21 protein-coding genes are annotated in these 20,826 nt (G+C 60.5%); 10 read left to right on the forward strand and 11 right to left on the reverse strand.

The window, feature by feature from the left end:
• The first annotated feature begins 301 nt into the window (after positions 1–301).
• Positions 302–2,041 carry a patatin-like phospholipase family protein gene (locus ACQZ40_RS23375; RefSeq protein WP_448748752.1) on the forward strand — a complete coding sequence of 580 codons (1,740 nt, stop codon included), beginning with the start codon at positions 302–304 and terminating at the stop codon, positions 2,039–2,041.
• 52 nt (positions 2,042–2,093) lie between these two features.
• Here the strand turns inward: ACQZ40_RS23375 and ACQZ40_RS23380 are convergent, their stop codons facing one another.
• Positions 2,094–2,996 carry a hypothetical protein gene (locus tag ACQZ40_RS23380; protein ID WP_161987898.1) on the reverse strand — a complete coding sequence of 301 codons (903 nt, stop codon included), beginning with the start codon at positions 2,994–2,996 and terminating at the stop codon, positions 2,094–2,096.
• 314 nt (positions 2,997–3,310) lie between these two features.
• Here ACQZ40_RS23380 and ACQZ40_RS23385 point away from each other — a divergent pair, with 314 nt between their 5' ends.
• From ACQZ40_RS23385 to ACQZ40_RS23405, 5 genes are all read left to right on the forward strand, one after another.
• Positions 3,311–4,201, forward strand: a complete 891-nt coding sequence (locus ACQZ40_RS23385; protein WP_448748753.1) for a metal ABC transporter substrate-binding protein — start codon at positions 3,311–3,313, stop codon at positions 4,199–4,201.
• Positions 4,198–5,106: a manganese/iron ABC transporter ATP-binding protein gene (locus ACQZ40_RS23390; protein WP_185740833.1), complete on the forward strand. Its 909-nt coding sequence runs from the start codon at positions 4,198–4,200 to the stop codon at positions 5,104–5,106. Before ACQZ40_RS23385 ends, ACQZ40_RS23390 begins: the two co-directional genes overlap by 4 nt.
• Entirely contained in the window at positions 5,087–5,947 is an 861-nt protein-coding gene (locus ACQZ40_RS23395; protein WP_125146076.1) for a metal ABC transporter permease, read from the forward strand. The genes ACQZ40_RS23390 and ACQZ40_RS23395 overlap by 20 nt, the downstream gene beginning before the upstream one ends.
• A complete protein-coding gene (locus ACQZ40_RS23400) occupies positions 5,944–6,798 on the forward strand; it encodes a metal ABC transporter permease (protein WP_142845222.1) in 855 nt (284 codons plus the stop codon). The genes ACQZ40_RS23395 and ACQZ40_RS23400 overlap by 4 nt, the downstream gene beginning before the upstream one ends.
• A 209-nt stretch (positions 6,799–7,007) precedes the next feature.
• Entirely contained in the window at positions 7,008–7,181 is a 174-nt protein-coding gene (locus ACQZ40_RS23405; RefSeq protein WP_003499086.1) for a DUF1328 domain-containing protein, read from the forward strand.
• A 60-nt stretch (positions 7,182–7,241) separates the two neighbouring features.
• Here ACQZ40_RS23405 and ACQZ40_RS23410 read toward each other — a convergent pair whose 3' ends face one another.
• Complete coding sequence (locus tag ACQZ40_RS23410; RefSeq protein ID WP_065656346.1) at positions 7,242–7,973, reverse strand: SDR family oxidoreductase; 732 nt, start codon at positions 7,971–7,973, stop codon at positions 7,242–7,244.
• Positions 7,974–8,172: 199 nt separating this feature from the next.
• Between ACQZ40_RS23410 and ACQZ40_RS23415 the strand changes: the two genes are divergently transcribed.
• On the forward strand, positions 8,173–8,946 hold the full coding sequence (locus ACQZ40_RS23415) for an IclR family transcriptional regulator (protein ID WP_448748754.1): 774 nt from the start codon (positions 8,173–8,175) through the stop codon (positions 8,944–8,946).
• Positions 8,947–9,052: 106 nt separating this feature from the next.
• On the opposite strand, the gene tal is transcribed toward ACQZ40_RS23415, so the two are convergent.
• Positions 9,053–10,018 carry a transaldolase gene (gene tal / locus ACQZ40_RS23420; RefSeq protein WP_065656345.1) on the reverse strand — a complete coding sequence of 322 codons (966 nt, stop codon included), beginning with the start codon at positions 10,016–10,018 and terminating at the stop codon, positions 9,053–9,055.
• A 206-nt stretch (positions 10,019–10,224) separates the two neighbouring features.
• Here tal and ACQZ40_RS23425 point away from each other — a divergent pair, with 206 nt between their 5' ends.
• A complete protein-coding gene (locus ACQZ40_RS23425) occupies positions 10,225–11,199 on the forward strand; it encodes a sugar-binding transcriptional regulator (RefSeq protein ID WP_448748755.1) in 975 nt (324 codons plus the stop codon).
• Positions 11,200–11,348: 149 nt separating this feature from the next.
• Here ACQZ40_RS23425 and ACQZ40_RS23430 read toward each other — a convergent pair whose 3' ends face one another.
• The 3 genes from ACQZ40_RS23430 to ACQZ40_RS23440 all read right to left on the reverse strand — a co-directional run bounded on the left by ACQZ40_RS23430 (position 11,349) and on the right by ACQZ40_RS23440 (position 13,109).
• Positions 11,349–11,534: a CopG family ribbon-helix-helix protein gene (locus tag ACQZ40_RS23430; RefSeq protein WP_448748756.1), complete on the reverse strand. Its 186-nt coding sequence runs from the start codon at positions 11,532–11,534 to the stop codon at positions 11,349–11,351.
• A 2-nt stretch (positions 11,535–11,536) separates the two neighbouring features.
• Positions 11,537–12,409 carry a methylated-DNA--[protein]-cysteine S-methyltransferase gene (locus ACQZ40_RS23435; RefSeq protein WP_080839795.1) on the reverse strand — a complete coding sequence of 291 codons (873 nt, stop codon included), beginning with the start codon at positions 12,407–12,409 and terminating at the stop codon, positions 11,537–11,539.
• Between the two features lie 217 nt (positions 12,410–12,626).
• A complete protein-coding gene (locus tag ACQZ40_RS23440; RefSeq protein WP_003523126.1) occupies positions 12,627–13,109 on the reverse strand; it encodes a DUF2244 domain-containing protein in 483 nt (160 codons plus the stop codon).
• A 37-nt stretch (positions 13,110–13,146) separates the two neighbouring features.
• Between ACQZ40_RS23440 and nth the strand changes: the two genes are divergently transcribed.
• On the forward strand, positions 13,147–13,929 hold the full coding sequence (nth, locus tag ACQZ40_RS23445; RefSeq protein WP_035239600.1) for an endonuclease III: 783 nt from the start codon (positions 13,147–13,149) through the stop codon (positions 13,927–13,929).
• On the opposite strand, the gene ACQZ40_RS23450 is transcribed toward nth, so the two are convergent.
• On the reverse strand, positions 13,891–14,628 hold the full coding sequence (locus ACQZ40_RS23450; protein ID WP_448748757.1) for a sulfate transporter family protein: 738 nt from the start codon (positions 14,626–14,628) through the stop codon (positions 13,891–13,893). The two genes, nth and ACQZ40_RS23450, sit on opposite strands and share 39 nt — an antisense overlap.
• Before the next feature lie 298 nt (positions 14,629–14,926).
• Here ACQZ40_RS23450 and ACQZ40_RS23455 point away from each other — a divergent pair, with 298 nt between their 5' ends.
• Complete coding sequence (locus ACQZ40_RS23455) at positions 14,927–15,760, forward strand: MurR/RpiR family transcriptional regulator (protein ID WP_443406349.1); 834 nt, start codon at positions 14,927–14,929, stop codon at positions 15,758–15,760.
• Positions 15,761–15,979: 219 nt separating this feature from the next.
• On the opposite strand, the gene ACQZ40_RS23460 is transcribed toward ACQZ40_RS23455, so the two are convergent.
• The 4 genes from ACQZ40_RS23460 to ACQZ40_RS23475 all read right to left on the reverse strand — a co-directional run bounded on the left by ACQZ40_RS23460 (position 15,980) and on the right by ACQZ40_RS23475 (position 20,729).
• The gene (locus tag ACQZ40_RS23460) at positions 15,980–17,554 is read right to left on the reverse strand and encodes an FGGY-family carbohydrate kinase (RefSeq protein WP_162934256.1); all 1,575 of its coding nucleotides are present in this window, start codon (positions 17,552–17,554) and stop codon (positions 15,980–15,982) included.
• Between the two features lie 134 nt (positions 17,555–17,688).
• Entirely contained in the window at positions 17,689–18,399 is a 711-nt protein-coding gene (locus ACQZ40_RS23465; protein WP_448748758.1) for an HAD family hydrolase, read from the reverse strand.
• 7 nt (positions 18,400–18,406) lie between these two features.
• The gene (locus ACQZ40_RS23470; protein ID WP_220319273.1) at positions 18,407–19,891 is read right to left on the reverse strand and encodes a mannitol dehydrogenase family protein; all 1,485 of its coding nucleotides are present in this window, start codon (positions 19,889–19,891) and stop codon (positions 18,407–18,409) included.
• Positions 19,892–19,952: 61 nt separating this feature from the next.
• On the reverse strand, positions 19,953–20,729 hold the full coding sequence (locus ACQZ40_RS23475) for an L-iditol 2-dehydrogenase (protein WP_448748759.1): 777 nt from the start codon (positions 20,727–20,729) through the stop codon (positions 19,953–19,955).
• Positions 20,730–20,826: the final 97 nt, after the last annotated feature.

Consider the following 20,826-nt stretch of genomic DNA (forward strand, 5'->3'; position numbering starts at 1 on the left):
CGAAACCCGGGGCGGCCTCACGGCCGCCTTCCGCGCCCCGATTTTCTCGCTGGTGGGGAGGGGCGTATTTTCTTGACGTCGGGGAGTGTGGCGAGGTTTCGCCCGTTTGTCTGCCGGTTTTCCCCTCCATAGATAGACGCCCGCAAGTAATCATCCGGCTTTCAGCGAACGGATCGCGCAAGTTTATTTAACTTTTAGTAGAATATACTGGCGACCTCACCTCAACTTGTGATACCCATTCTCCATCATTCGCATTGTGTTTGACGGCTTTCGATCAGGAGCCGCCGGGGGGAAGATACGCATGCCCGAGAATGAGCTTCCCAAATACCAGCCCGATATGTTTGCCGCACCTGAAAAGGAATGCGACGTGGTGATGAAAGGCGGCATCACCTCCGGCGTCGTTTATCCCTATGCGGTTCTGGAACTGGCGCGCCGGTATCGCTTCCGCTCGATAGGCGGCACATCGGCCGGGGCGATTGCCGCCGCCTTTGCGGCGGCGGCGGAATATTCCCGCACCGTCAGAAACGATCCGGATGGCTTCACCCGCCTGCAGGCTCATTGCGACACGATACCCACCATTCTGGACAGGCTTTTCCAGCCGCAGCGCCGTTTTCGCCCGCTGATGCGTTACCTGCTGTGGGCGCAGGCCGGCGGCTGGCCGGGCAAGGTCCTGGGCTTGCTCCTGGCTTTTCCGCTGGCAGCCATAGTTGGCATTGTCATCGGCGCCGGCGCCTTGTGGGTTCTGGGCGGCGGTTGGGCCGGGTCGGTTCTCGGGGGATTGGTGGGAATGCTGGCCGGCATCCTCGGCCAGATCCTGTGGTTGGTTTTCTACCGGTTGCCAAGAGACGGCTTCGGTTTCTGCTCGGGACTGACGGTTTCCGATGCCGAGGTTCCGGGCCTGACGGAATGGCTTCATGCATCGATCCAGGACATCGCTTTCGGCAGCGACGCAGCAACCGCGCCACCGCTGACCTTCGGCGATCTCATCGGCGCGGAGCCGGAGAAGCCGGTCATCAACCTGAAGATGGTGACGACGAACCTGTCGATGCGGCGGCCGCACACGCTTCCGACCACCAGTCTCATGGTGGCTTACGACCCGACGGAATGGAGCCAGCTCTTTCCCGCGGCCGTGATGAACTGGCTGAAGCAGGTCGCAACACCGGGCGGCCCCTTTCCCGAACTCAAGGCTTTTCCGGAGCCCGCCCAGTTGCCGGTCATCATCGCAACGCGCATGAGCCTGAGCTTCCCGGTGCTGTTCAAGGCCATTCCGGCCTATACCAACGATCGCGGCACGCTGGATATCGTGCAGCGTCTCGGCGGCAAAGCGCGGCCCGTCATGAAGGCGAAAATCTGGTTCTCCGATGGCGGCATCAGCAGCAACTTCCCCATTCATCTTTTCGATGCCCTGCTTCCGTCGCGTCCCACTTTCGCGCTTAGCCTCGATGAATTGCCGAAATCCATCGCCAGCAGCGGTAAGCGCGTCACGATCCCGCAGGCGGCCGGCGAAGGGATCGGCGTGCCCGTTCACAAGATGGAAAAAATGAGCGGCTTTCTCGGCAGCATCCTAAGCTCGGCGAAGGACTGGCAGGATCAGTCGCTCGCCACCATGCCGGGCCAGAGAGAACGCATCGCCCGCGTTTTCCTCAACGAGGAGGAAGGCGGGCTGAACCTCACCATGCCGCCGGAACGCTCTGCGAAGCTGATGAGCTACGGCCTCGAGGTCGGATCGCTCTTCGCCAACGGCGCGCTGGATTTCGACGAGCATCGCTGGCGACGGACGCTCGTTGCCTATGATCGGCTGGAAGACACGGTGTTTGCGACTGAGCGCCTTTGGAACGAAGGCAAATATCAAGACTGGCTGACGGGTTATATCGACGAGATCGAGAGCTACGAAGCCGTGACAAAGGGCGATCGGGAAAAGCTGATCGCCCGCATTGCCGCCTTTGCCGCCCTGTCGCAGAGTTTCTCTCCGGCAATCGTCAACAAACGGAAGAAATTTCCAAATCCGGCTGGCCGACTTCGGATCGGGCCGGATATATGACAGGTCAGATGCGAGCCACGGAAGGGTTCGGGGAGAAACCGCCCTCGCCCGCTTAGTGGCTCGCGGCCTTTTTCTCCGCACCGGGTTCTTCCGCCGGCGCATTTTCGGCAGCCGGCTTTTCTTCCGCCGCCTGTGCGGTCGTCGAGCCTTTGCCGAAGATCAGCGATTTCAGATAGGACAGGCTGAAGATGCTGCCGCCATCGGCTTCCGGCGTCGAGGTGAGAAGTTCGTCGGCAGCCGGTTCGCCATGCGCTTCGGGAGACGGGGTTTCGCCATGGGCAGCCCCGCCTTCGTTGGCTTCCGCCGGCGCGCCGCCATGGCCGCCCGCGCCGTCATCTTTGGTTTCGCCGTGTCCCGTCGCAGTTTTCGCGGGTTTTCCTTCATGGCCTTCAGAACCGGCATCCAGAGCCGGGGTCGCACAATCGGCCGAATCGCTGAGGCCTGCCGCCAGCGCCTCGGCATCTTCCAGCGGCAGATCGATACGCAAGCCGTAAAACTGGCCGCTGGCATTGGCGGCGCCATCGTAATAAAAGGCCGAATAACGATGGGCATCCGCGCCTTCGGGAATTTTTGCCGGATCGGGAATGAAAACCACCTGTGCGGCAATGGCACGGCCACGCATTTCCGAGCGCAGCTGCGGACCGTTCTTGTCGAGCACGGAGACCTGAACCAGATCGGGTTTCTGCTTATCGTAAACCGCCCTTGCGACACGAAGCGCAGTCTTCAGCCGCTCTGTGCCGTCACCGCCCTGGGTACGAATGAATTTGCGGACCCATAGGGAACCGTTCTTGCGGATATTGACCGTCTGGACCGCGTCGCAGGAAAGCCCGTTGGTGGAGGCATAGGATGGGCCGAGCAGCCGCTCGCTGCCGATAAATACGGCAGCAGAGCCGGTCGCACCCGCCAAAAGCAGGATCCCGCCTCCAATCATAACGAGCTTGCGCGAAAACCGCATTCGTCCGAATACAGCTTTCACCCGCAACATCCTGACATCAAGTACCCCGTCTTACGCCCTCACCCCCAAACGTGGCTCGAAGGATGAGGAACACACGCGGGACAAGCTCCGGACCACGCTGTCCGAGCCTTGCGATAGTGCCGCTTTCTCATTGAAAAAAGTTTAATCCCGCCGGTGCAACACCGGCAAAAACGCACCATTTTCGGACATTTGCGAAATGCACTAATTTGCGAATGATTTGCAATAGCGTTGACAAGCGTGATTTTATAACAGATGGTATTGCGAATTAATCGCAACAAAATCTGGTGAGCCCCGTGAACGTCCATAAAATCCGCCACGCGATTTTCGCTTTTTCGCTTTTTCTGCCCGGCGCTGCCGTTGCTCAGGAAAAGCCGACTGTCGTGACGACCTTCACCATCATCGCCGACATGGCGCGCAATGTGGCGGGCGATGCGGCCGAGGTGGAAAGCATTACCAAGCCGGGCGCTGAAATTCACAACTACCAGCCAACGCCGCGCGATATTCTCAAAGCCCGCAAGGCCGATCTGGTGCTTCGCAATGGCCTCAATCTGGAATTGTGGTTTGAAAAGTTCCTGGCCAACCTTTCCGGCGTGCCGAGCGTGACGGTGAGCGACGGCGTGGAACCGATGGCCATCAGCGGCGGCGCCTATCAGGGAAAACCCAATCCGCACGCCTGGATGTCGCCCGATAACGCCTTGATCTACGTGGAAAATATCCGCAAGGGCCTGACCGAAATCGACCCTGCCCATGCCGATGTCTATGCCGCCAATGCCAAGGCCTATTCGGACAAGATCAGAGCCACCGTGCAGCCAATCCGCGACACGCTTTCCGTTCTGCCGGAAAACAAGCGCTGGTTGGTAACGAGCGAAGGCGCGTTTTCTTATCTCGCCCGCGATTTCGGCCTGAAGGAACTGTTCCTGTGGCCGGTCAATGCCGACAGCCAGGGCACACCGCAGCAGGTGCGCGGCGTGATCGACGCCATGCGCGAGCACAATATCCACGTCATCTTCAGCGAAAGCACGGTTTCCGCCGATCCCGCAGAGCAGGTGGCCAAGGAAACCGGCGCGGCCTATGGCGGCATCCTCTATGTGGACTCGCTGAGCGAGGCGGACGGCCCGGTTCCGACCTATCTGGACCTTTTGCGCGTGACCAGCGAAACCATTGCCAAGGGGCTGTCTTCATGAGAATGGGCAGTAAAAAATCAGGCGGCGGCCTGACGGTTCAAAATGCGACAGTGACCTATCGAAACGGCCACACCGCATTAAGAAATGCCAGCTTTTCCATCCCCCGCGGAACGATCACTGCACTTGTCGGCGTCAATGGCGCCGGCAAGTCCACGATTTTCAAAGCGATCATGGGTTTCGTGCCGCTCGCCGCTGGCTCCGTCTCTATTTTCGACCTGCCGGTGAAGGAAGCGCTCAGGAAAAACCTCGTCGCTTATGTGCCGCAGGCCGAGGAGGTGGACTGGAGTTTTCCGGTGCTGGTGGAGGATGTAGTGATGATGGGCCGTTACGGCCACATGAATTTCCTGCGCATCCCCTCGAAACGCGACCATCACATGGTCGAAGAGGCGCTGAAACGCGTCAATATGCTGGACTATCGCAAGCGCCAGATCGGCGAACTTTCCGGCGGGCAGAAGAAGCGGGTGTTTCTGGCCCGCGCGCTGGCGCAGGAGGGTCAGGTGATCCTGCTGGACGAGCCTTTCACCGGTGTCGACGTAACGACGGAAGAGCAGATCGTCGCACTTTTGAAGGCGCTGCGCGACGAGGGCCGCGTCATGCTGGTCTCCACCCATAATCTCGGCAGCGTGCCGGAATTCTGTGACCGCGCCGTCTTCGTCAAGGGCACGGTGCTGGCATCTGGCAAGACGGTGGATACCTTCAACGAGGAGAACCTGCAAAAAGCCTTCGGCGGCAGCCTGCGCCACTTCGTGCTGGGCGGGGCAGACCTGCATAACGACGCCGATCCGCGCCGGGTGAAGGTCATTACCGATGACGAGCGGCCTTTCGTGATCTACGGCAAGAACGGCCAGAACCCGCGCGACCCTGAGGCTCCGAAAGAAAAAGTCGATGATAGACAGCCTTCTTGAGCCTTTCACCTATGGTTACATGCTGAATGCCATCTGGGTCAGCGCACTGGTGGGCGGCGTCTGCGGCTTTCTCTCTGCCTATCTGATGCTGAAGGGCTGGTCGCTGATCGGCGATGCGCTTTCCCATGCCATCGTTCCGGGCGTGGCGGGCGCCTATATGCTGGGCCTGCCCTTTTCGCTCGGCGCGTTCCTTTCCGGCGGGCTTGCGGCCGGTTCCATGCTGTTCCTGAACCAGAAGACGCGGCTGAAGGAAGACGCGATCATCGGGCTGATCTTCACCTCGTTTTTCGGGCTTGGCCTGTTCATGGTGTCGCTGTCGCCCACCTCGGTGAATATCCAGACCATCGTGCTCGGCAATATTCTGGCGATCACCGCCGAAGACACCATCCAGCTCGCGCTGATCGGCGGCATCAGCCTCATCGTGCTGGCGCTGAAATGGCGTGACTTCATGGTGGTGTTCTTCGATGAGAACCACGCCCGCACCGTGGGGCTGAAGCCGGAAGTGCTGAAGGTGATCTTCTTCACCCTGCTGGCCGCTTCCACGGTTGCCGCCCTCCAGACCGTTGGGGCCTTCCTCGTCGTCGCCATGGTGGTGACGCCGGGCGCCACCGCCTATCTCTTGACCGACCGTTTCGAACGGCTGATCCTGATGAGCCTCATCATCGGCGCGGCCACCAGCTTCGTTGGCGCTTATCTCAGCTATTTCCTCGATGGCGCGACCGGCGGCGTCATCGTCGTGCTGCAGACGGCGATATTCCTTGCTGCCTTCGTTTTTGCGCCCAAGCACGGCCTGCTTGCTTCCCGCGCCAAGGCCCGCAGGGCGCTGGAGGAGACGCCATGAGCGACTATCTCGAACTCGCCATCCTGCCGTTTCAGCTGCCCTTCATGCAATATGCCTTCGTCATCACCCTGATGATCGCGGTGCCGATGGCGATGCTCTCCTGTTTTCTGGTGTTGAAGGGCTGGTCGCTGATGGGCGATGCGGTTTCCCACGCCGTGCTGCCCGGCGTGGTGCTGGCCTATATCGTCAACATCCCGCTTTCCATCGGCGCCTTCATCGCCGGCATGATCTGCGCGCTCGGCACCGGTTTCATCAAGGAAAACAGCCGCATCAAGGAAGACACGGTGCTGGGCATCGTTTTTTCCGGCATGTTCGGGCTGGGGCTGGTGCTTTATGTGAAGGTGCAGAGCGATGTGCATCTCGACCACATTCTCTTCGGCGACATGCTGGGCATTGCGCCGTCGGATATGCTGGAGACGGGCCTGATTGCGCTTTTCGCCACGCTGTTTCTCGGCATTTTGCGCAAGGATCTGCTGGTCAACGCCTTCGATGCGCAGCATGCGAAAGCCATCGGCCTGCCGGTGCGAGTGCTGCATTACGGTCTGCTGATGGTTCTGTCGCTCACCGTGGTCGGCGCGCTGAAGGCCGTGGGCATCATCCTTTCGGTTGCCATGCTGGTCGCACCGGGCGCCATCGCCTTCCTGCTGACCCGGCGTTTTTCCGCCATGCTGCTGGTGGCCATTGCGGTGGCGATAACCTCATCGCTGGCAGGCATATGGCTGAGCTTCCTCATCGACAGCGCGCCGGCCCCCACCATCGTCATGTTCATGAGCCTTGCTTTCGTTGCCACCTTCATCCGCACCACCTTGAAGGCGAGGAGGATCGATGCGGCAGGGGAAACAGGCTTCTAGAGCATTCCCAGGAAAAGTGGACCCCGGTTTTCCGTCCAGAAATGCGCCAAAACAAGAGTTAGAGTGTTTTCGCTATTCGAAGAAAAGCGAAAACACTCTAAAATAACGATTTTTGCGGGCGTATGGAACATTTTCGCCTTTTGCGCGTCATTTTACCGAGCCTGTCGCGGGGCGGCGGGCTCGGGAAATTATGCAAAAGGGGAAGCGCCATGCTGAAGTGGGCTCTTATTTTCTTTGTTATCTCTTTGATCGCGGGCGTATTCGGCTTTACCGGCATTTCGGCAGCCGCGGCGGGCGTGGCCCGAATCCTGTTCTTCATCGCCGTGGTGATCTTCCTGGTCTTCCTCGTGCTTGCACTGATGGCCGGAAGCGCCGTCGTCTGAACGAAAAAAGGCGACCGGTTTTCCACGCCGGTCGCCTCTCCTCTCTCCCTTAAAAAAGATTCAGCCAGTCCAGCCGCCGTCAATGACGTGAATCTGGCCGGTGGTGAAGCCTGCCTCGTCCGACGCGAGATAGGTAACCAGCGCCGCGATTTCTTCCGGCGTGGCGATGCGGCCCATCGGCTGGCGGGCGATGAAATCGGCCAGCGCCTGTTCGTAATTGCCGGTGGCGCGCAGGCGGTCATGCAGGGACGGGCTATCGACCGTGCCGGGGCAGATGGCGTTGCAGCGAATGCCCTTTGTCACGAAATCGGCGGCGATGGCCTTGGTCAGACCCACCACGGCCGCCTTGGAGGCAGTATAGGCGAAACGGTTCGGCACGCCCTTCACACTGGAAGCGACGGAGGACATGTTGACGATTGCGCCCTTGCCCTTTTCCAGCATGCCGGGCAGGAAGGCGCGGCAGGTGCGATACATGGCCTTGGCGTTGAGATCGAAGGAGAAATCCCAGTCCTTCTCTTCGCAATCGAGAATGGTGCCGGAATGAACGAAACCGGCGCAGTTGAAAAGCACATCCGCATGGCCGATATCGGCGGCGAAATCCTTGACGCCATCGCCATCCAGCACGTTCAGAACCCGGGTTTCCGCACCCTTCAGCGTCGAAAGCGCCTGTTCATTGATATCGGTGGCGATGACGCGTGCACCGAGCGAGACGAACCGCTCTGCTGCCGCCCGGCCGATACCCTGACCGGCGGCGGTGATCACCACTGTCCGGCCGTTAAAATCCTGCACCATGAATAGCCTCCCGCTAAGGCCCGCCCGTCCTTCAGGCACCGGACCGCTGAATTTCGATGATCTCAAATATGGATCGACAATTCATATGTAAACGCGGTATTCATATGGCGTCAAGCAAACTTGCGTCGATGTCGGCTATCGGGCAACCATATTTTCAGGCTGCCCACCCGGCGACCGCGCAAAACACCATCGAGGCCAGATGACCGACGACGACAGCGAAAGATATCGCGCTCCCGCCCTCGACAAGGGTCTGGACATTCTCGAACTTCTGGCCCGTACCGATGGCGGGCTGACGCAGATCGAGATCGCCAAGTCTATCGGCAAAAGCCCGAACGAGCTTTATCGCATGCTGGACCGGCTGGTGCGCCGCGGCTATGTGCAGCGACTTGAGGGAGACCGCTTCTCATTGACGCTGAAGATGTTCGGGCTGGCGCATTTCCACGCGCCGATCCGCCGGCTGGTTTCTTTCGCCGCACCGGTCATGCGCGATTTTTCGGCAAGCGCCGAGCAGGCCTGTCATCTGGCGGTTTATGATCGCGGCAGCGTCGTCGTCATCGCCCAACAGGAATCGTCCACCTACTGGGCCATGTCCATGCGGGTCGGCGCGCAGATGAGCCTGTTCCACACCGGCTCCGGCCATGTGCTTCTGGCCTTCCAGACGGAAGCGCAGCGCCAGATCATGATAACCGAACAGGTGCGCGGCAGCGGCGAAACCGTGCCGCCGGACCTTGCCGGGCGGCTGGCGGAGGTGCGCAAAAACGGTTTCGAATCCATGGACAGCCTTCAGACCGCCGGCGTGCGCAATATTTCCGCCCCGGTGCTGACGCTGGACGGCACGGCGCTTGCCGTCATCACCTGCCCCTATATTACCCCGCTTGGCGGCAAGGCCCCGACACGCGAGGCCTGTGAAGCGCTGATCCGCGAGGCGGCAAAGCGGATTTCCGAAGTGGCGACGGGAAACGGAAATTTCTGAAGCGCACAAAAAAACGCGACCGGCAGGGATCCGATCGCGTTTTGAGTGACTGGAGATTTATATCTCTTAAACGCAGGGGGAACGTGGATGGTTCCCCCTTTTTGTATCAGGCCGCAGCCAGCGTCAGTTCCTTGCGGACCATTTCGCGCAGCGTCACCAGATCCTTGGCGAAGAGGCGGATGCCTTCCGAGAGCTTCTCGGTGGCCATCGCATCTTCGTTGAGCGCCCAGCGGAATGCCTTCTCGTCGAGCGACTGCAGCGGCTCTGCCTTGACATTGTCGGGCGAAAGCTTGCGCTCCAGCTTGCCGCTGTCCTTGTCCAGCTCTTCCAGCAACGCCGGGCTGATCGTCAGGCGGTCGCAACCGGCCAGCGCTTCGATTTCGCCGACATTGCGGAAGGAGGCGCCCATGACGACGGTGCTGATGCCATTGGCCTTGTAGTAATTGTAGATGCTGCGCACCGAAACGACGCCCGGATCGGTCTCGGCGGTGTAGGTCTCACCGGTGGACTTCTTGTACCAGTCGAGGATACGGCCGACGAAGGGCGAGATGAGGAAGACCTTGGCTTCGGCGCAGGCAATCGCCTGTGCCTGCGAGAACAGCAGGGTCAGGTTGCAGTCGATGCCTTCGGACTGGAGAACCTCGGCAGCCTTGATGCCTTCCCAGGTGGAGGCGAGCTTGATGAGGATACGTTCACGCTCGATGCCGCGCTCCTTATAGGCGGCAATGATGTGGCGCGCCTTGGTGATGGAGGCTTGCGTATCGAAGGAAAGGTCGGCATCGACTTCAGTCGACACACGGCCGGGAACGAGACCGGCAAGGGCCGCGCCTACGGAAATGGCAAGACGGTCGGCAACGGCGGCAACCACGGCGTCAGACTGGCCGCCCTGCTTCTTGCCCCATGCGACGGCTTCCTTCACCGCATCCGCAAAGGCCGGTGTGCCGAGCGCTTTGAGAACGATGGTGGGGTTGGTGGTGCAATCCACCGGCTTCAGGCGCGCAACCGCCTCGATATCGCCGGTATCGGCAACGACCGTGGTGATGGCGCGAAGTTGTTCGAGTTTGGATGTCATATCTGATGATCCTTCATGATCTCTTGAAAACTTGCTCAGCCGTCATTTCGTTCCCGCACCGGGGGTGCGCCCAAGGCCGAAATCGCGGTTTGTCCGGCTCCGACTATCGCAAGCGGCACGGTCGAAAGTCAAGACATTTGCGCATCGCAATTGACATAAGTTTCACGCCTGCGATACTCGGTCGCTCATAAAGAATGGCGGAAACCGTGGCGAAACTGAGAAGAGAAACCCATACGGCCTATTCGGAAGCGGCGTCTCTGCGGCTGCGCGCCGCATGGCTCTATTATAATCAGGGCATGACGCAGAAGGATGTCGCCGAGAAACTGGGCATCAGCCGCTCCACCGTCATCCGCCTTCTGGACGAGGCGATGAAGCGCTCCGAAGTGCAGATATGGATCAACGAAGGCATTGAGGATTTCGTCGAGCTGGCTGGCCGGCTGGAGGCGGCTTACGGGCTGGACGAGGCGGTGATCATCCCTTCCCCGGATAAGGCGAACGCCGAAGGCACGGCCAAAGCCGTCGGGCTGGCGCTCGGGCAATTCCTCTCAGAAGCGGTGCCGAATGAGGCCACCATCGGCGTCGGCTGGGGCCGCACCATGACCGCCTCGCTTTCCAGCTTTCGCCCGCCGCGCCGGGAAAATTGCAAGGTCGTCTCGCTGCTCGGCGGTATCGTCGCCGTGCACCAGACCAACCCGCTGGATTACACCTGGCGGCTGGCGAGCGCGCTCGGAGCGGAATGTTACATGTTCCTTGCGCCGCTTCTGGTAGATTCCGTCGAGACAAAACGGGCGCTGATCGAAAAATGCGGGCTTGCGACGCTTTACGATCTCGCCGAAACGCTCGATCTCGCCATCGTCTCCTGCGGCGATATCGGCCCGCATTCGACCTCGCTGTCGGAAGGCTTCATTTCGAAAGCGACGCTGCAGGAACTCATCGATGCCGGCTGCGTTTGCGACACCATGTTCAATTTCATCGATGCCGAAGGTCGCTCGGTCGATCACTCGATCAACCAGCGCGCCATGGCAATCGATCTCGACACGCTGCGCAAGGCCAAACACATCGTGCTGGCCTCCGGCGGCGCCCACCGCGCCATCGCCATCCGCGCCACGATCAAGCGGATCGGCTGTAATACGCTGATTACAGACGAGGCGGCGGCAAGAGCGTTGATGGAGCTGGTTTAGGCCTCGTCGGGCCATTCGCGGGCAGTCATCCAACCTCCGCCGTCATCCTCGGGCTTGTCCCGAGGATCTGCAACCGATTGATTTTATTCGACGTGAGTAGATCCTCGGCACAGGGCCGAGGATGACGATACGCGAGAACTCCGGGCATTTCATGCCTTGGCATATTTACTCAACACAACGCCGATCTCTTCTGCAGTAACGAACTCTCCGGCAGCGGCCTCTGCCAACCCTGCCCTCACGCCGCTCCTCCATTTCTCATGCCATGCCGGAGAAAGCCCACGCGGCAGCGCATCTTCGTTGGTGCGTTTTGTTGCGAGGCTGGAACGGTCGACCAAACTCACACCTTCCCCGTTTCCCAGCCGAGCATCGCCCGCTTGCGGGTCAGGCCCCAGTGATAGCCCGTCAGCGCCCCGCTTTTACCGACGGCGCGATGGCAGGGAACGACGAAGGACACCGGGTTGGCGCCGACCGCCGCACCGACCGCACGCGACGCTGTGGGCTGGCCGATATCGCAGGCGATGTGCGAATAGGTAACCGCGCGGCCCATCGGAATTTTCAGGAGACTTTCCCAGACCCGCACCTGAAAATCCGTGCCGAGCAGCACGACGCGCAGCGGCCTGTCCGCCGACCACATGGACGGGTCGAAGATGCGCGCGGCATAGGGCGCCGTCGCTTCGCGATCCTCGACATAGTCCGCATTCGGCCAGCGGCCGGCCATGTCCTCGAAACACGCCCTTTCTTCGCCCGGATCGGCAAAGGCGCAGCCGGCAAGGCCACGATCGGTCACCATGACCAGCGCAAGACCGAAGGGCGAGGTGTGGAAACCGTAACGGATCGTCAGCCCGCCGCCCTTGGCCTTCCATTCGCCGGGCGACATGGCCTCATGGGTGACGAACAGATCGTGCAGGCGTCCGGGGCCGGACATACCGACCTCGATGGAAGTTTCCAGCAGCGGTAAATCCTCTTCGCGCAACAGCCGCTTGGCATGATCGAGCGTTACGGCCTGCAGGAATGCCTTGGGCGAAAGGCCGGCCCAGCGGGTGAAGGTCTTCTGCAATTGCGTCGGCGACTGGCCAAGCTCTGCGGCAATGGCTTCGAGGGAGGGTTGCTCGCGATAATCCAGCGTCAAAAGCTCGATAACCCCGCGCACCGTGTCGTAATCCGTTCCGATGGGGGTGATGTCTTCGTTCAGCGTAATATTGGCGTTCATCGCAAATCTCCTAACGGGTAGGAGAAAACCATTAAAGCGACTTCGTCTCCACCCGTTTCTTGCGCCCTGCTCCATTTCTACCGTCATACCGGCCTCGAGCCGGTATCCAGCCAGCCCAAGTCCTTGGGCTGAAAGGAGTCTTTTCCGCCGCGCGGACGCGCGTCGGCTGGATTCCGGCTCAGGGCCGGAATGACGGAGGGAGAGCTGGATTATCCTCTTACATCCGCCGCCTGACAGTCGCCAGCGCACCGCCAAACGCCTTCGCGAAACTTTCCCGGTCATCCGGATTGAGAAACGAACCGATATCGGTCGCCCGGCCTTCGCCCGTCACATGCATGGAGACGATGCCGATCTCGTCATGCCGCCTCACCCTGAAGCGCGCCCAGAAGGGATTGAAGCGATGCTCCACCATCCGCCCGGCGGGAGAAAATTTGCGGATCGACAGGCTGGTGCGCGAGACGCTGACCTCTTCCCGCGCCTTCGCCGCCCGGTAATTGGCGCGAAAGGCGGCATAAAGCAGCAGGAAATCCAGCCCGAAGAACAGGCCGACCGGCCATGCCCCGGTGGCGAGGAAGAAGCCGCCATAGACAAGGCAGGCCAGGCCGGAGAAAAGCAGGAGCAGCCGGAAACCCCTTCGGCCAAGCGAACGGTGCGGAACGAGTTCCGCCGCGAAAATCGGCTGGTCGTTGAGCGTATCCACGTTGCTTTCCTCAAGGCGGGCTGGCTATAGATAGTCCATGACAGTCGCCAAAAAACGATCCAGCACCCAAACATTGAAAAAGTCAAATCCGGCATCCGCGCGCAAGCCGGCGCGGGTGAAAACGGCCTATTCGAAGGACGAGCTCACCGAAATCTTCCGGCGCTTTTCCATTCAGCGGCCGGAGCCGAAAGGCGAGCTGGAACATACCAATCCCTTCACCCTGCTGGTGGCCGTGGCGCTTTCCGCGCAGGCGACCGATGTGGGCGTGAACCGGGCCACGCGCGCGCTGTTCAAGGTGGCCGATACGCCGGAAAAGATGCTGGCGCTCGGCGAGGAAGAACTGATCGGTTATATCAAGACCATCGGACTTTACCGCAACAAGGCGAAAAACGTCATTGCCCTGTCGCAGATGCTGATCGACAATTTCGGCGGCGAGGTGCCGAAAACCCGCGAGGAGCTGGTGACGCTGCCGGGTGTGGGCCGCAAGACGGCCAATGTGGTGATGTCCATGGCCTTCGGCGTGCCCACGCTTGCGGTGGATACACACGTCTTCCGCATTGCCAACCGGCTCTGTCTTGCGCCGGGCAAAACCCCTGACGAGGTTGAAGACCGGCTGATCCGCATCATTCCCGAACAATATCTGTTCCATGCCCATCACTGGCTGATCCTGCATGGGCGTTATTGCTGCAAGGCGCGCAAGCCGGAATGCGAACGCTGCGTGATTGCCGATATCTGCAAATCACCGGAAAAGACCTTCGATATTCCAGCGCCGCTGGTGGAATTACCCGCGCAGCTGTTCGGTGCGGCCGCTAGCGAATGAGGGATCGCGCCGGCTGACGGCCTTGTGCAGATGCACCATCATCGAGGCGGCAAAAAGCGGCGTCAACAGGTTGAGGAACGGCACCGCCAGGAAGGCCGCTATCACCAGCCCGGCCATGAAGACGGTGGTGCGGTGTTTTGAGCGGAACAACCTCGCTTCGGCGGGCGAGCGGAAGCGCATCGCCGCGAATTCGAAGAATTCCCGGCCGAGCAGATAGCCGTTCACCAGAAAAAACGCGATGAGATTGATACCTGGCACCAGAAGCAGCAACAGCGCGACAATGTTGCCGGCAATGACGACACCGAAGAACTTGATGGACGACAGAACGGCCTCGCCGACCGGCATCGCCTTGCCCGGCGGATCCTTCGGATAGCTCTTTTTCTCGACCACTTCGGCGACATCGTCGAGAAACAGGCCGGCAATGACGGCGGTGACCGGCGAAATAAGCAGCGCGAGCGCCAGCGCCAGCCCGATGCCGGCGAAAATGGCGAAAACGAAGGTCAACCAGCCCGCCCAGTCCGGCACGCCGGGGATAAGCGTATCCACCCACGGCAGGGCGAAATAAATGAAGATCGAGCGGATGGCGAACCACAGCGCCGCAAGCACGAGAAGCGTGAGCCCCAGAACCTTCCAGAAGACCGACCGGGTTTCGGCGGCAAAGAGATTGTGGAAGGCAAGCCTCGCCGCATCAAAAATCATCCGGAACTCCTCGACGCCTTTCGCGTTGAAACACACTTACCAGACGAGAGATAAGCGCTGGCAGCCCGCTCTGCAAGACGGGCGGAAATATGCCAAATGGCTGGATTTAAACCGCAGATGGAATTTCTCTTGAATAAAAGGTATCTCTAAAATATAATAATATACCTATTACATTTCGCATTCCGGTCCGGTGGAGGACAAGGCCGGAAAAGCTATCCCCCACCGTCAAATTGCGGTTCGCACGCTCGTTTGCGCGCGCGCATGCATCATCGTTCAATAAAGATAAAAGAATGAGGCGTTGGTGGAAAAGCTGCTGTTGAACCTTACGCGCGCCATGAAGGCAGGCACCCCTTCAGAGCGCAAGATCGCCAAATATCTGATCGAACATCTGGACGAATTGCCGTTCGAGACGGCGCAGACGCTCGCCGCCAAGCTCAGCCTCAGTCCGATGACGGTCGGCCGTTTCCTGCGTTCGCTGGGATACCGGCAATTCAGTGACATCCGCGCCGATCTGCGCCATGCCGAAGAAACGGCCGGCGCCGACCAACCCGCCATGGCCGAGGGCGGCGAACGCCATTCCAACCCGTTTTCACAGCTTCTGTCCCAGCAAATTCAGGCGATCCAGACCGCTTTCGACATGACCACCCAATCGATCTGGCGGGTCGCCATGAACGAGATCGCCACGGCGGGCAATGTTTTTCTGGCAACCTCTCCGGAAGGTCTCGACGCCGGGCGGCATTTTTACGGGCGGCTTCTGGAGAGCCGGGGCCATATCCATTATCTCGGCAGCGACAGCGCGGCCTATGTCGCCCTGTGGGATTTCGACCCCGCGCAGGCGCTGCTCGTCATCATGGATTGCGGCGGCGCCCTGTCGCCCCTGCAACGCCTGTCGGCAATGGCGCGCAAGAGCGGCTACAGGACATTGCTGATCACCACACGCTTTTATGAATGGGGACCGGAAAGCGCCGATCTCTGCCTTGCCATGCCGCAGGCGCAGAACGGTGGCCAAGGCCTGCTGCAACTGGTATCCCTGCTGGAATTCACCCTCTGTGCGCTTGACGCCAGCGCCGATGACAGCGGCAGGGCAAGGGCAAAGAACCTCACGGCCCTGAAACGCTCGCTGCGCAGTTGAACGAAAACAGTGCGTGCTTATGGATCGAGCGGCCACAGCTTGTTTCTTCTCCCCGCCGGGGAGAAGGTCGCGGCAGCGGGATGAGGGGGGCGACGGTAGAGATATTCGTAGAGCTTGCCCCCTCATCCGACCCTTCGGGCCACCTTCTCCCCCACGGGGAGAAGAAAGAAGCGGCACCCGCCAGCAATGCGCTCTAACCTGCCATTGGCCTTTAGAAAGTCAAAGGCTTTCCAGTTCCTGACGATGGCGGTACATGGCGAGAAAACGGCGGTAATCCCGCTCATACCGGGGGCCACGCGCCGGATTGCCTGATATTTCTGCATTGCCCGGATACATGGCGGCCCCTGCTGCGGCAAGGTTCGCATGCACCCCGCCGGCCGTCGCCGCCGTCATCGCCGTGCCAAGCAGCACCGCATCGGCGGTGGCGGGAACCACGATACGCTTGCCCGTCACATCGGCATAAAGCTCCATCAGCAGCGGGTTCTTCACGTGCCCGCCGGTAACGTGCAGGCTTTCCACCGCATAACCGAAACGCTCCATCGCATCGAGCACATGGCGCGCGCCAAGCGCAATGGCGACGGCCGTGCGCCAGTAAAGACGGCAGAGACTGTCGAAAGATGTATCCAAAGTCAGTCCGCTGATGACGCCGACCGCATGCGGGTCGGCAAGCGGCGAGCGGTTGCCGTGGAAATCCGGCAGCACATGCAGCCGCTCGGCGAAGGCCTCGCCTTCGAGCGCGCGCAATTCCGTTACCCGCGCAACGATGCGGGCATGCAGCGCCGTATCCGGCTCACCGCCTGCCGCATGCATGCGCACGATATGGTCGAGCAGCGCGCCGGTGGCCGATTGCCCGCCCTCCACCAGCCAGTGACCCGGCAGGATCGCCTGCCAATAGGGACCCCAGAGGCTGTGGCCGGGCATCTGCCGCTCCGACATGGCGACAAGGCAGCTCGACGTACCGGCGATCAGCGCCACATGCCGGCCCACATCCGCAGACAGACAGCCGCCCAATGCGCCGAGCGCGCCGGCATAGGCGTCGATCATGCCTGCCGCCACCTGGCAACCGGTATCGAGACCCAGTTCGGCGGCAGCTTCGGGCGAAAGCGGGCCGATGCTATCACCCGGCATTACCGTGGTCTCCGGCAGCCCTGCCCGCTCTCTCAAATCGGCAAGGCCAGCCAGTTCCAGATAATCCGCCTGCCAGCCGGGATTTTCCTGCGCCAGAAAATTCCACTTCGCCGTCTGCGTGCAATTTGAACGCTGCGCTGAACCGGTCGCCTTCCACGTCAGGAAATCCGCCAGATCGAAAGCGAAGGACATGCGCGACCAGCTTGCCGGCATATGCGTCTTAAGCCACATCAGCTTCGGCATCTGCATTTCCGGCGAGACGCTGTTGCCGGCAAAATCCAGCACCCGGTGGCCGGATGCCGTCAGGCTATCGGCCTCCGATATCGCCCGGTGATCGAGCCAGACGATGGTGTCGAACCGGTCCTCCCCGGTAACGGAAACCGAAACCGGCTCACCCCGCCCATCGCGGATGACCAGCGAGCAGGTGGCGTCGAAACCGATGGCGGCAATGCTTTGCGGCGAAACACCGGCCTCGGCAAGCGCCGCCCTCACCACGATGCAGACCGCCTTCCATATGTCGGTGGAATCGTGTTCGGCGTGGTTTTCCTGCGGCCTCTGCATCAGGATCGGATGGGTGGAGCGGGCAAGCAGCCGGCCGGCCGGATCGAAAATGCCGGCCCGGGCGCTGGCGGTGCCGACATCGACAGCGACGAGATTTTGACGCATCAAGACTGCAATTCCATCCCTTGCGCAACGACCCGGCGACGGCGGCAGGCAAAATCTGCTTCAGCCCGCATCACGTTCCATTTGGCCGTCAAAACCGCCCTTCCCACTTAAAGCTTTTTTGTTTTTTCGCATGTCTATTTCCCAAAACCGCTCACACTTTTGGGAGACATGCTCCAGCTGCCGACAAGTTGGACCAAATCCGGCATGGCGTCAAACACCGCATCCGCGCCAAGCCCGGCGATCTTTTCACGGAATGCGGGAAAGCGCGCATGCGAACCGCCGGTAAAGGCAAAAACGCCCATACCCGCGGCCTTTGCGGCGGCAATGCCGGCCGGGCTGTCCTCGATCACGATGCAGTGACGCGGATCGACGCCCATTTCGCGCGCCGCATGAAGAAAAAGATCCGGCGCCGGCTTGCCGTTCTTTACCATGGTGGCGCTGAAGACATGCGGTTCGAATTTGTCGATCAGGCCGGTCAGCCCCAGCGAATAACGGATGCGTTCCGGCTGGCTTGAGGAAGCGACGCAGCGCCGCAGCGGCAGGAGCCTGTCCAGCGTTTCGCCAATGCCGTCGATCGGCCGAAGCTCGGTGCGGAAACGCGCAAACAGCGTCGCCCGCATATGGTCGAGAAAATCGATGTCGGTTTCGACACCGTAATCCTCAAACAGCGTCGCCGTCATGCTGGCGACGCTGCGGCCGAGGAAGCGCTCATAGGCCTCTTCCTCTCCCATCGTCACGCCGAGATGGGAGAGCATGTCGAGAAGGACGGAGATGGAGACCGGCTCGCTATCGACGAGAACGCCGTCGCAGTCGAAAATCAAAAGGGGCCCGGTCTCGTCTTCCATCTCATGGTCACTTTTCAGCCAGCTTGTCATCCAGATAAAGCTGCAACGTCTTCGCCGTGCCTTCTTGCCACAGCGTCTTCAATGCATGGGCAAAGCGTTTACGGAAAAGCTCCGATTCGGCAACCGTTCCGAAGATATCCTCAAGCGCGAGGAAGGCCATCGGATCGTCCTTGGCCTTGATCGCCGCTGCCTGAAGCCGTTCGGCGCTGGCGTCGTTGAAGGTGATTTCCTTGCCGCTGTCGGAAGTGCCCTGAAAATAACGGCACCACAGCGCCGAAACCAGCGAAAGCCCAACGATATCCTCGCCGCGCGCCAGACGGTCGGCGGTGGATGGCAGGATGAATTTCGGCTGGCGGTTGGAACCGTCCTGCGCCAGACGCGGAATGGTGTCGCCGATTTTCGGATTGAGGAAACGCCGCTCGATCAGCGCGAAATAGTCGGCGAGATTGGTATCGGGAACCGGCGGAATGACGGGAATGATCTCGTCATTTTCAAGCTTTGCCAGAAATGCCCGGATCAGCGGATGTTCCATCGCCTCATGCACGAAATGAATGTCGAGCAGCGCCGCCGGATAGGCGATTGCCGCGTGGCCGCCATTGAGGATGCGGATTTTCATGTGCTCATAGGGCGCGACATCCTTGACGAACTGCACGCCCGCCTTTTCCAGCGCAGGGCGGCCGGCGGGGAAATTATCCTCCATAACCCATTGCTTGAACTCCTCGCAGAAGACCGGCCAGTTGTCCTCGATGCCGAAATCGTCGCGGGCGATATTGCGTTCGCGCTCGCCTGTCGCGGGCGTAATGCGGTCGACCATGGAATTGGGGAAAGCGACATTGTCGCCGATCCAGTTGGCGAAGGCCGGATCGGACAGGGCCGCCAGCCCGACCACGGCATTTTTCGTGACCTTGCCATTATGCGGAATGTTGTCGCAGGACATGACGGTGAAGGGTTGCAGCCCCTTGTCGCGCCGCGCCTTCAGCCCGGCGACGATGAGGCCGAACACGGTTTTCGGCGAAGCCGGGTTCCTGCCGTCCTCGGCAATGGCGGGATGCTGCGGATTGAAGGAACCGGAAGCATCGATGAAATAACCGCCCTCGGTAATCGTCATGGAAACGATGCGGATTTTCGGATCGGCGAGCGTATCGATGATGGCCTTCGTGTCGCCGACCTTCAGAATGTCGATCATCGGCCCGGTGACGCGCGCGCCGGTGCGGTTATTGTCCTGCTCCACCACCGTCGTCAGGAAATCCTGCGCGGCAAGCTTTTCGCGCATCACCGCATCGGACGGCAGAACGCCCGCGCCGATGATGGCGAAGTCATGGTCCGCACCGGTGTTGAAGAGGTCATCCAGATAAACCGCCTGATGGGCGCGGTGGAAATTGCCGACGCCGAAATGCACGATGCCGGCGGAAAGATCAGCCCGGGAATAGGCCGGAACCGCCGCCGTTTTTCTGGCGTCGTCAAGCGTTGCGAGGGAGAGTTTGCATGTCATGTCACGATCCTCGAAGGGGAAACGTTGTTCGTGCCAAGGCCGGGCGGCAGGCGCCCGATACTCAGCTCATCCAGTTGCCGCCATCGACATTATAGGTCTGGGCGACGATGTATTCGGCCTCATCGGAGGCAAGGAAGATCGCCATGCCGGTCAGGTCTTCCGCACGGCCCATGCGGCCGAAGGGTACTGCCTCCCCGACCAGCCGCTTCTTTTCACCGGCGGGGCGGTTTTCATATTTCACAAACAGCGCATCCACGCCGTCCCAGTGCTCGCCATCCACCACGCCCGGCGCAATCGCGTTGACGTTGATGCCATGCCTGATGAGATCGAGCCCGGCCGACTGGGTGAGGCTGATGACGGCGGCCTTGGTGGCGCAATAAACCGCCACCAAGGCCTCGCCGCGCCGGCCCGCCTGGCTTGCCATGTTGATGATCTTGCCGCCCTTTCCCCGAGCGATCATTGTTTTTGCAGCGGCCTGCATCATGAACAGCGTGCCGGACACGTTGATCGAAAACAGTCTTTCGTAGCTCTCGCGTTTGATCTCGACAATCGGCGCGAGGTCGAACAGCGCGGCATTGTTGATGAGGATATCGAGCCCGCCCGCCTGGCCTTCCACGGTGCGGATGGCGGTGTCGATGGAATGCTGTTTGGTCACATCGAGTTCGACGGCATAGGCATTCTCGCCGATCTCCCGGGCGGTCTTGCTGGCGCGCTCGAAATCGATATCGGCAATGGCGACGGTTGCCCCCTCGCGTATATAGGCTTCGGCAAAGGCGCGGCCAATGCCGCGCGCCGAACCTGTTATCAGCGCGGATTTACCTTCCAGTCTTCCCGTCATATCGCCACACCCTTTTCATCGAACCTGTGGATCTTGGTGTCATCGGGCGTGATGAAGACGGTATCGCCGTGTTTGCACTCAAACTCGCCGTCCGTGC

It is taken from the genome of Agrobacterium sp. 16-172Ci (genome assembly GCF_053522725.1).

What these genes read in the sequence shown, in the direction of transcription:
- ACQZ40_RS23435 (WP_080839795.1), bottom strand. Translation starts at nt 12,409, where the DNA reads ATGAACGCCAATATTACGCTGAACGAAGACATCACCCCCATCGGAACG.
- ACQZ40_RS23400 (WP_142845222.1), top strand. Translation starts at nt 5,944, where the DNA reads ATGAGCGACTATCTCGAACTCGCCATCCTGCCGTTTCAGCTGCCCTTC.
- ACQZ40_RS23375 (WP_448748752.1), top strand. Translation starts at nt 302, where the DNA reads ATGCCCGAGAATGAGCTTCCCAAATACCAGCCCGATATGTTTGCCGCA.
- ACQZ40_RS23390 (WP_185740833.1), top strand. Translation starts at nt 4,198, where the DNA reads ATGAGAATGGGCAGTAAAAAATCAGGCGGCGGCCTGACGGTTCAAAAT.
- ACQZ40_RS23410 (WP_065656346.1), bottom strand. Translation starts at nt 7,973, where the DNA reads ATGGTGCAGGATTTTAACGGCCGGACAGTGGTGATCACCGCCGCCGGT.
- ACQZ40_RS23460 (WP_162934256.1), bottom strand. Translation starts at nt 17,554, where the DNA reads ATGCGTCAAAATCTCGTCGCTGTCGATGTCGGCACCGCCAGCGCCCGG.
- tal (WP_065656345.1), bottom strand. Translation starts at nt 10,018, where the DNA reads ATGACATCCAAACTCGAACAACTTCGCGCCATCACCACGGTCGTTGCC.
- ACQZ40_RS23475 (WP_448748759.1), bottom strand. Translation starts at nt 20,729, where the DNA reads ATGACGGGAAGACTGGAAGGTAAATCCGCGCTGATAACAGGTTCGGCG.
- ACQZ40_RS23405 (WP_003499086.1), top strand. Translation starts at nt 7,008, where the DNA reads ATGCTGAAGTGGGCTCTTATTTTCTTTGTTATCTCTTTGATCGCGGGC.
- nth (WP_035239600.1), top strand. Translation starts at nt 13,147, where the DNA reads ATGACAGTCGCCAAAAAACGATCCAGCACCCAAACATTGAAAAAGTCA.
- ACQZ40_RS23380 (WP_161987898.1), bottom strand. Translation starts at nt 2,996, where the DNA reads ATGCGGTTTTCGCGCAAGCTCGTTATGATTGGAGGCGGGATCCTGCTT.
- ACQZ40_RS23450 (WP_448748757.1), bottom strand. Translation starts at nt 14,628, where the DNA reads ATGATTTTTGATGCGGCGAGGCTTGCCTTCCACAATCTCTTTGCCGCC.
- ACQZ40_RS23395 (WP_125146076.1), top strand. Translation starts at nt 5,087, where the DNA reads ATGATAGACAGCCTTCTTGAGCCTTTCACCTATGGTTACATGCTGAAT.
- ACQZ40_RS23415 (WP_448748754.1), top strand. Translation starts at nt 8,173, where the DNA reads ATGACCGACGACGACAGCGAAAGATATCGCGCTCCCGCCCTCGACAAG.
- ACQZ40_RS23470 (WP_220319273.1), bottom strand. Translation starts at nt 19,891, where the DNA reads ATGACATGCAAACTCTCCCTCGCAACGCTTGACGACGCCAGAAAAACG.
- ACQZ40_RS23465 (WP_448748758.1), bottom strand. Translation starts at nt 18,399, where the DNA reads ATGGAAGACGAGACCGGGCCCCTTTTGATTTTCGACTGCGACGGCGTT.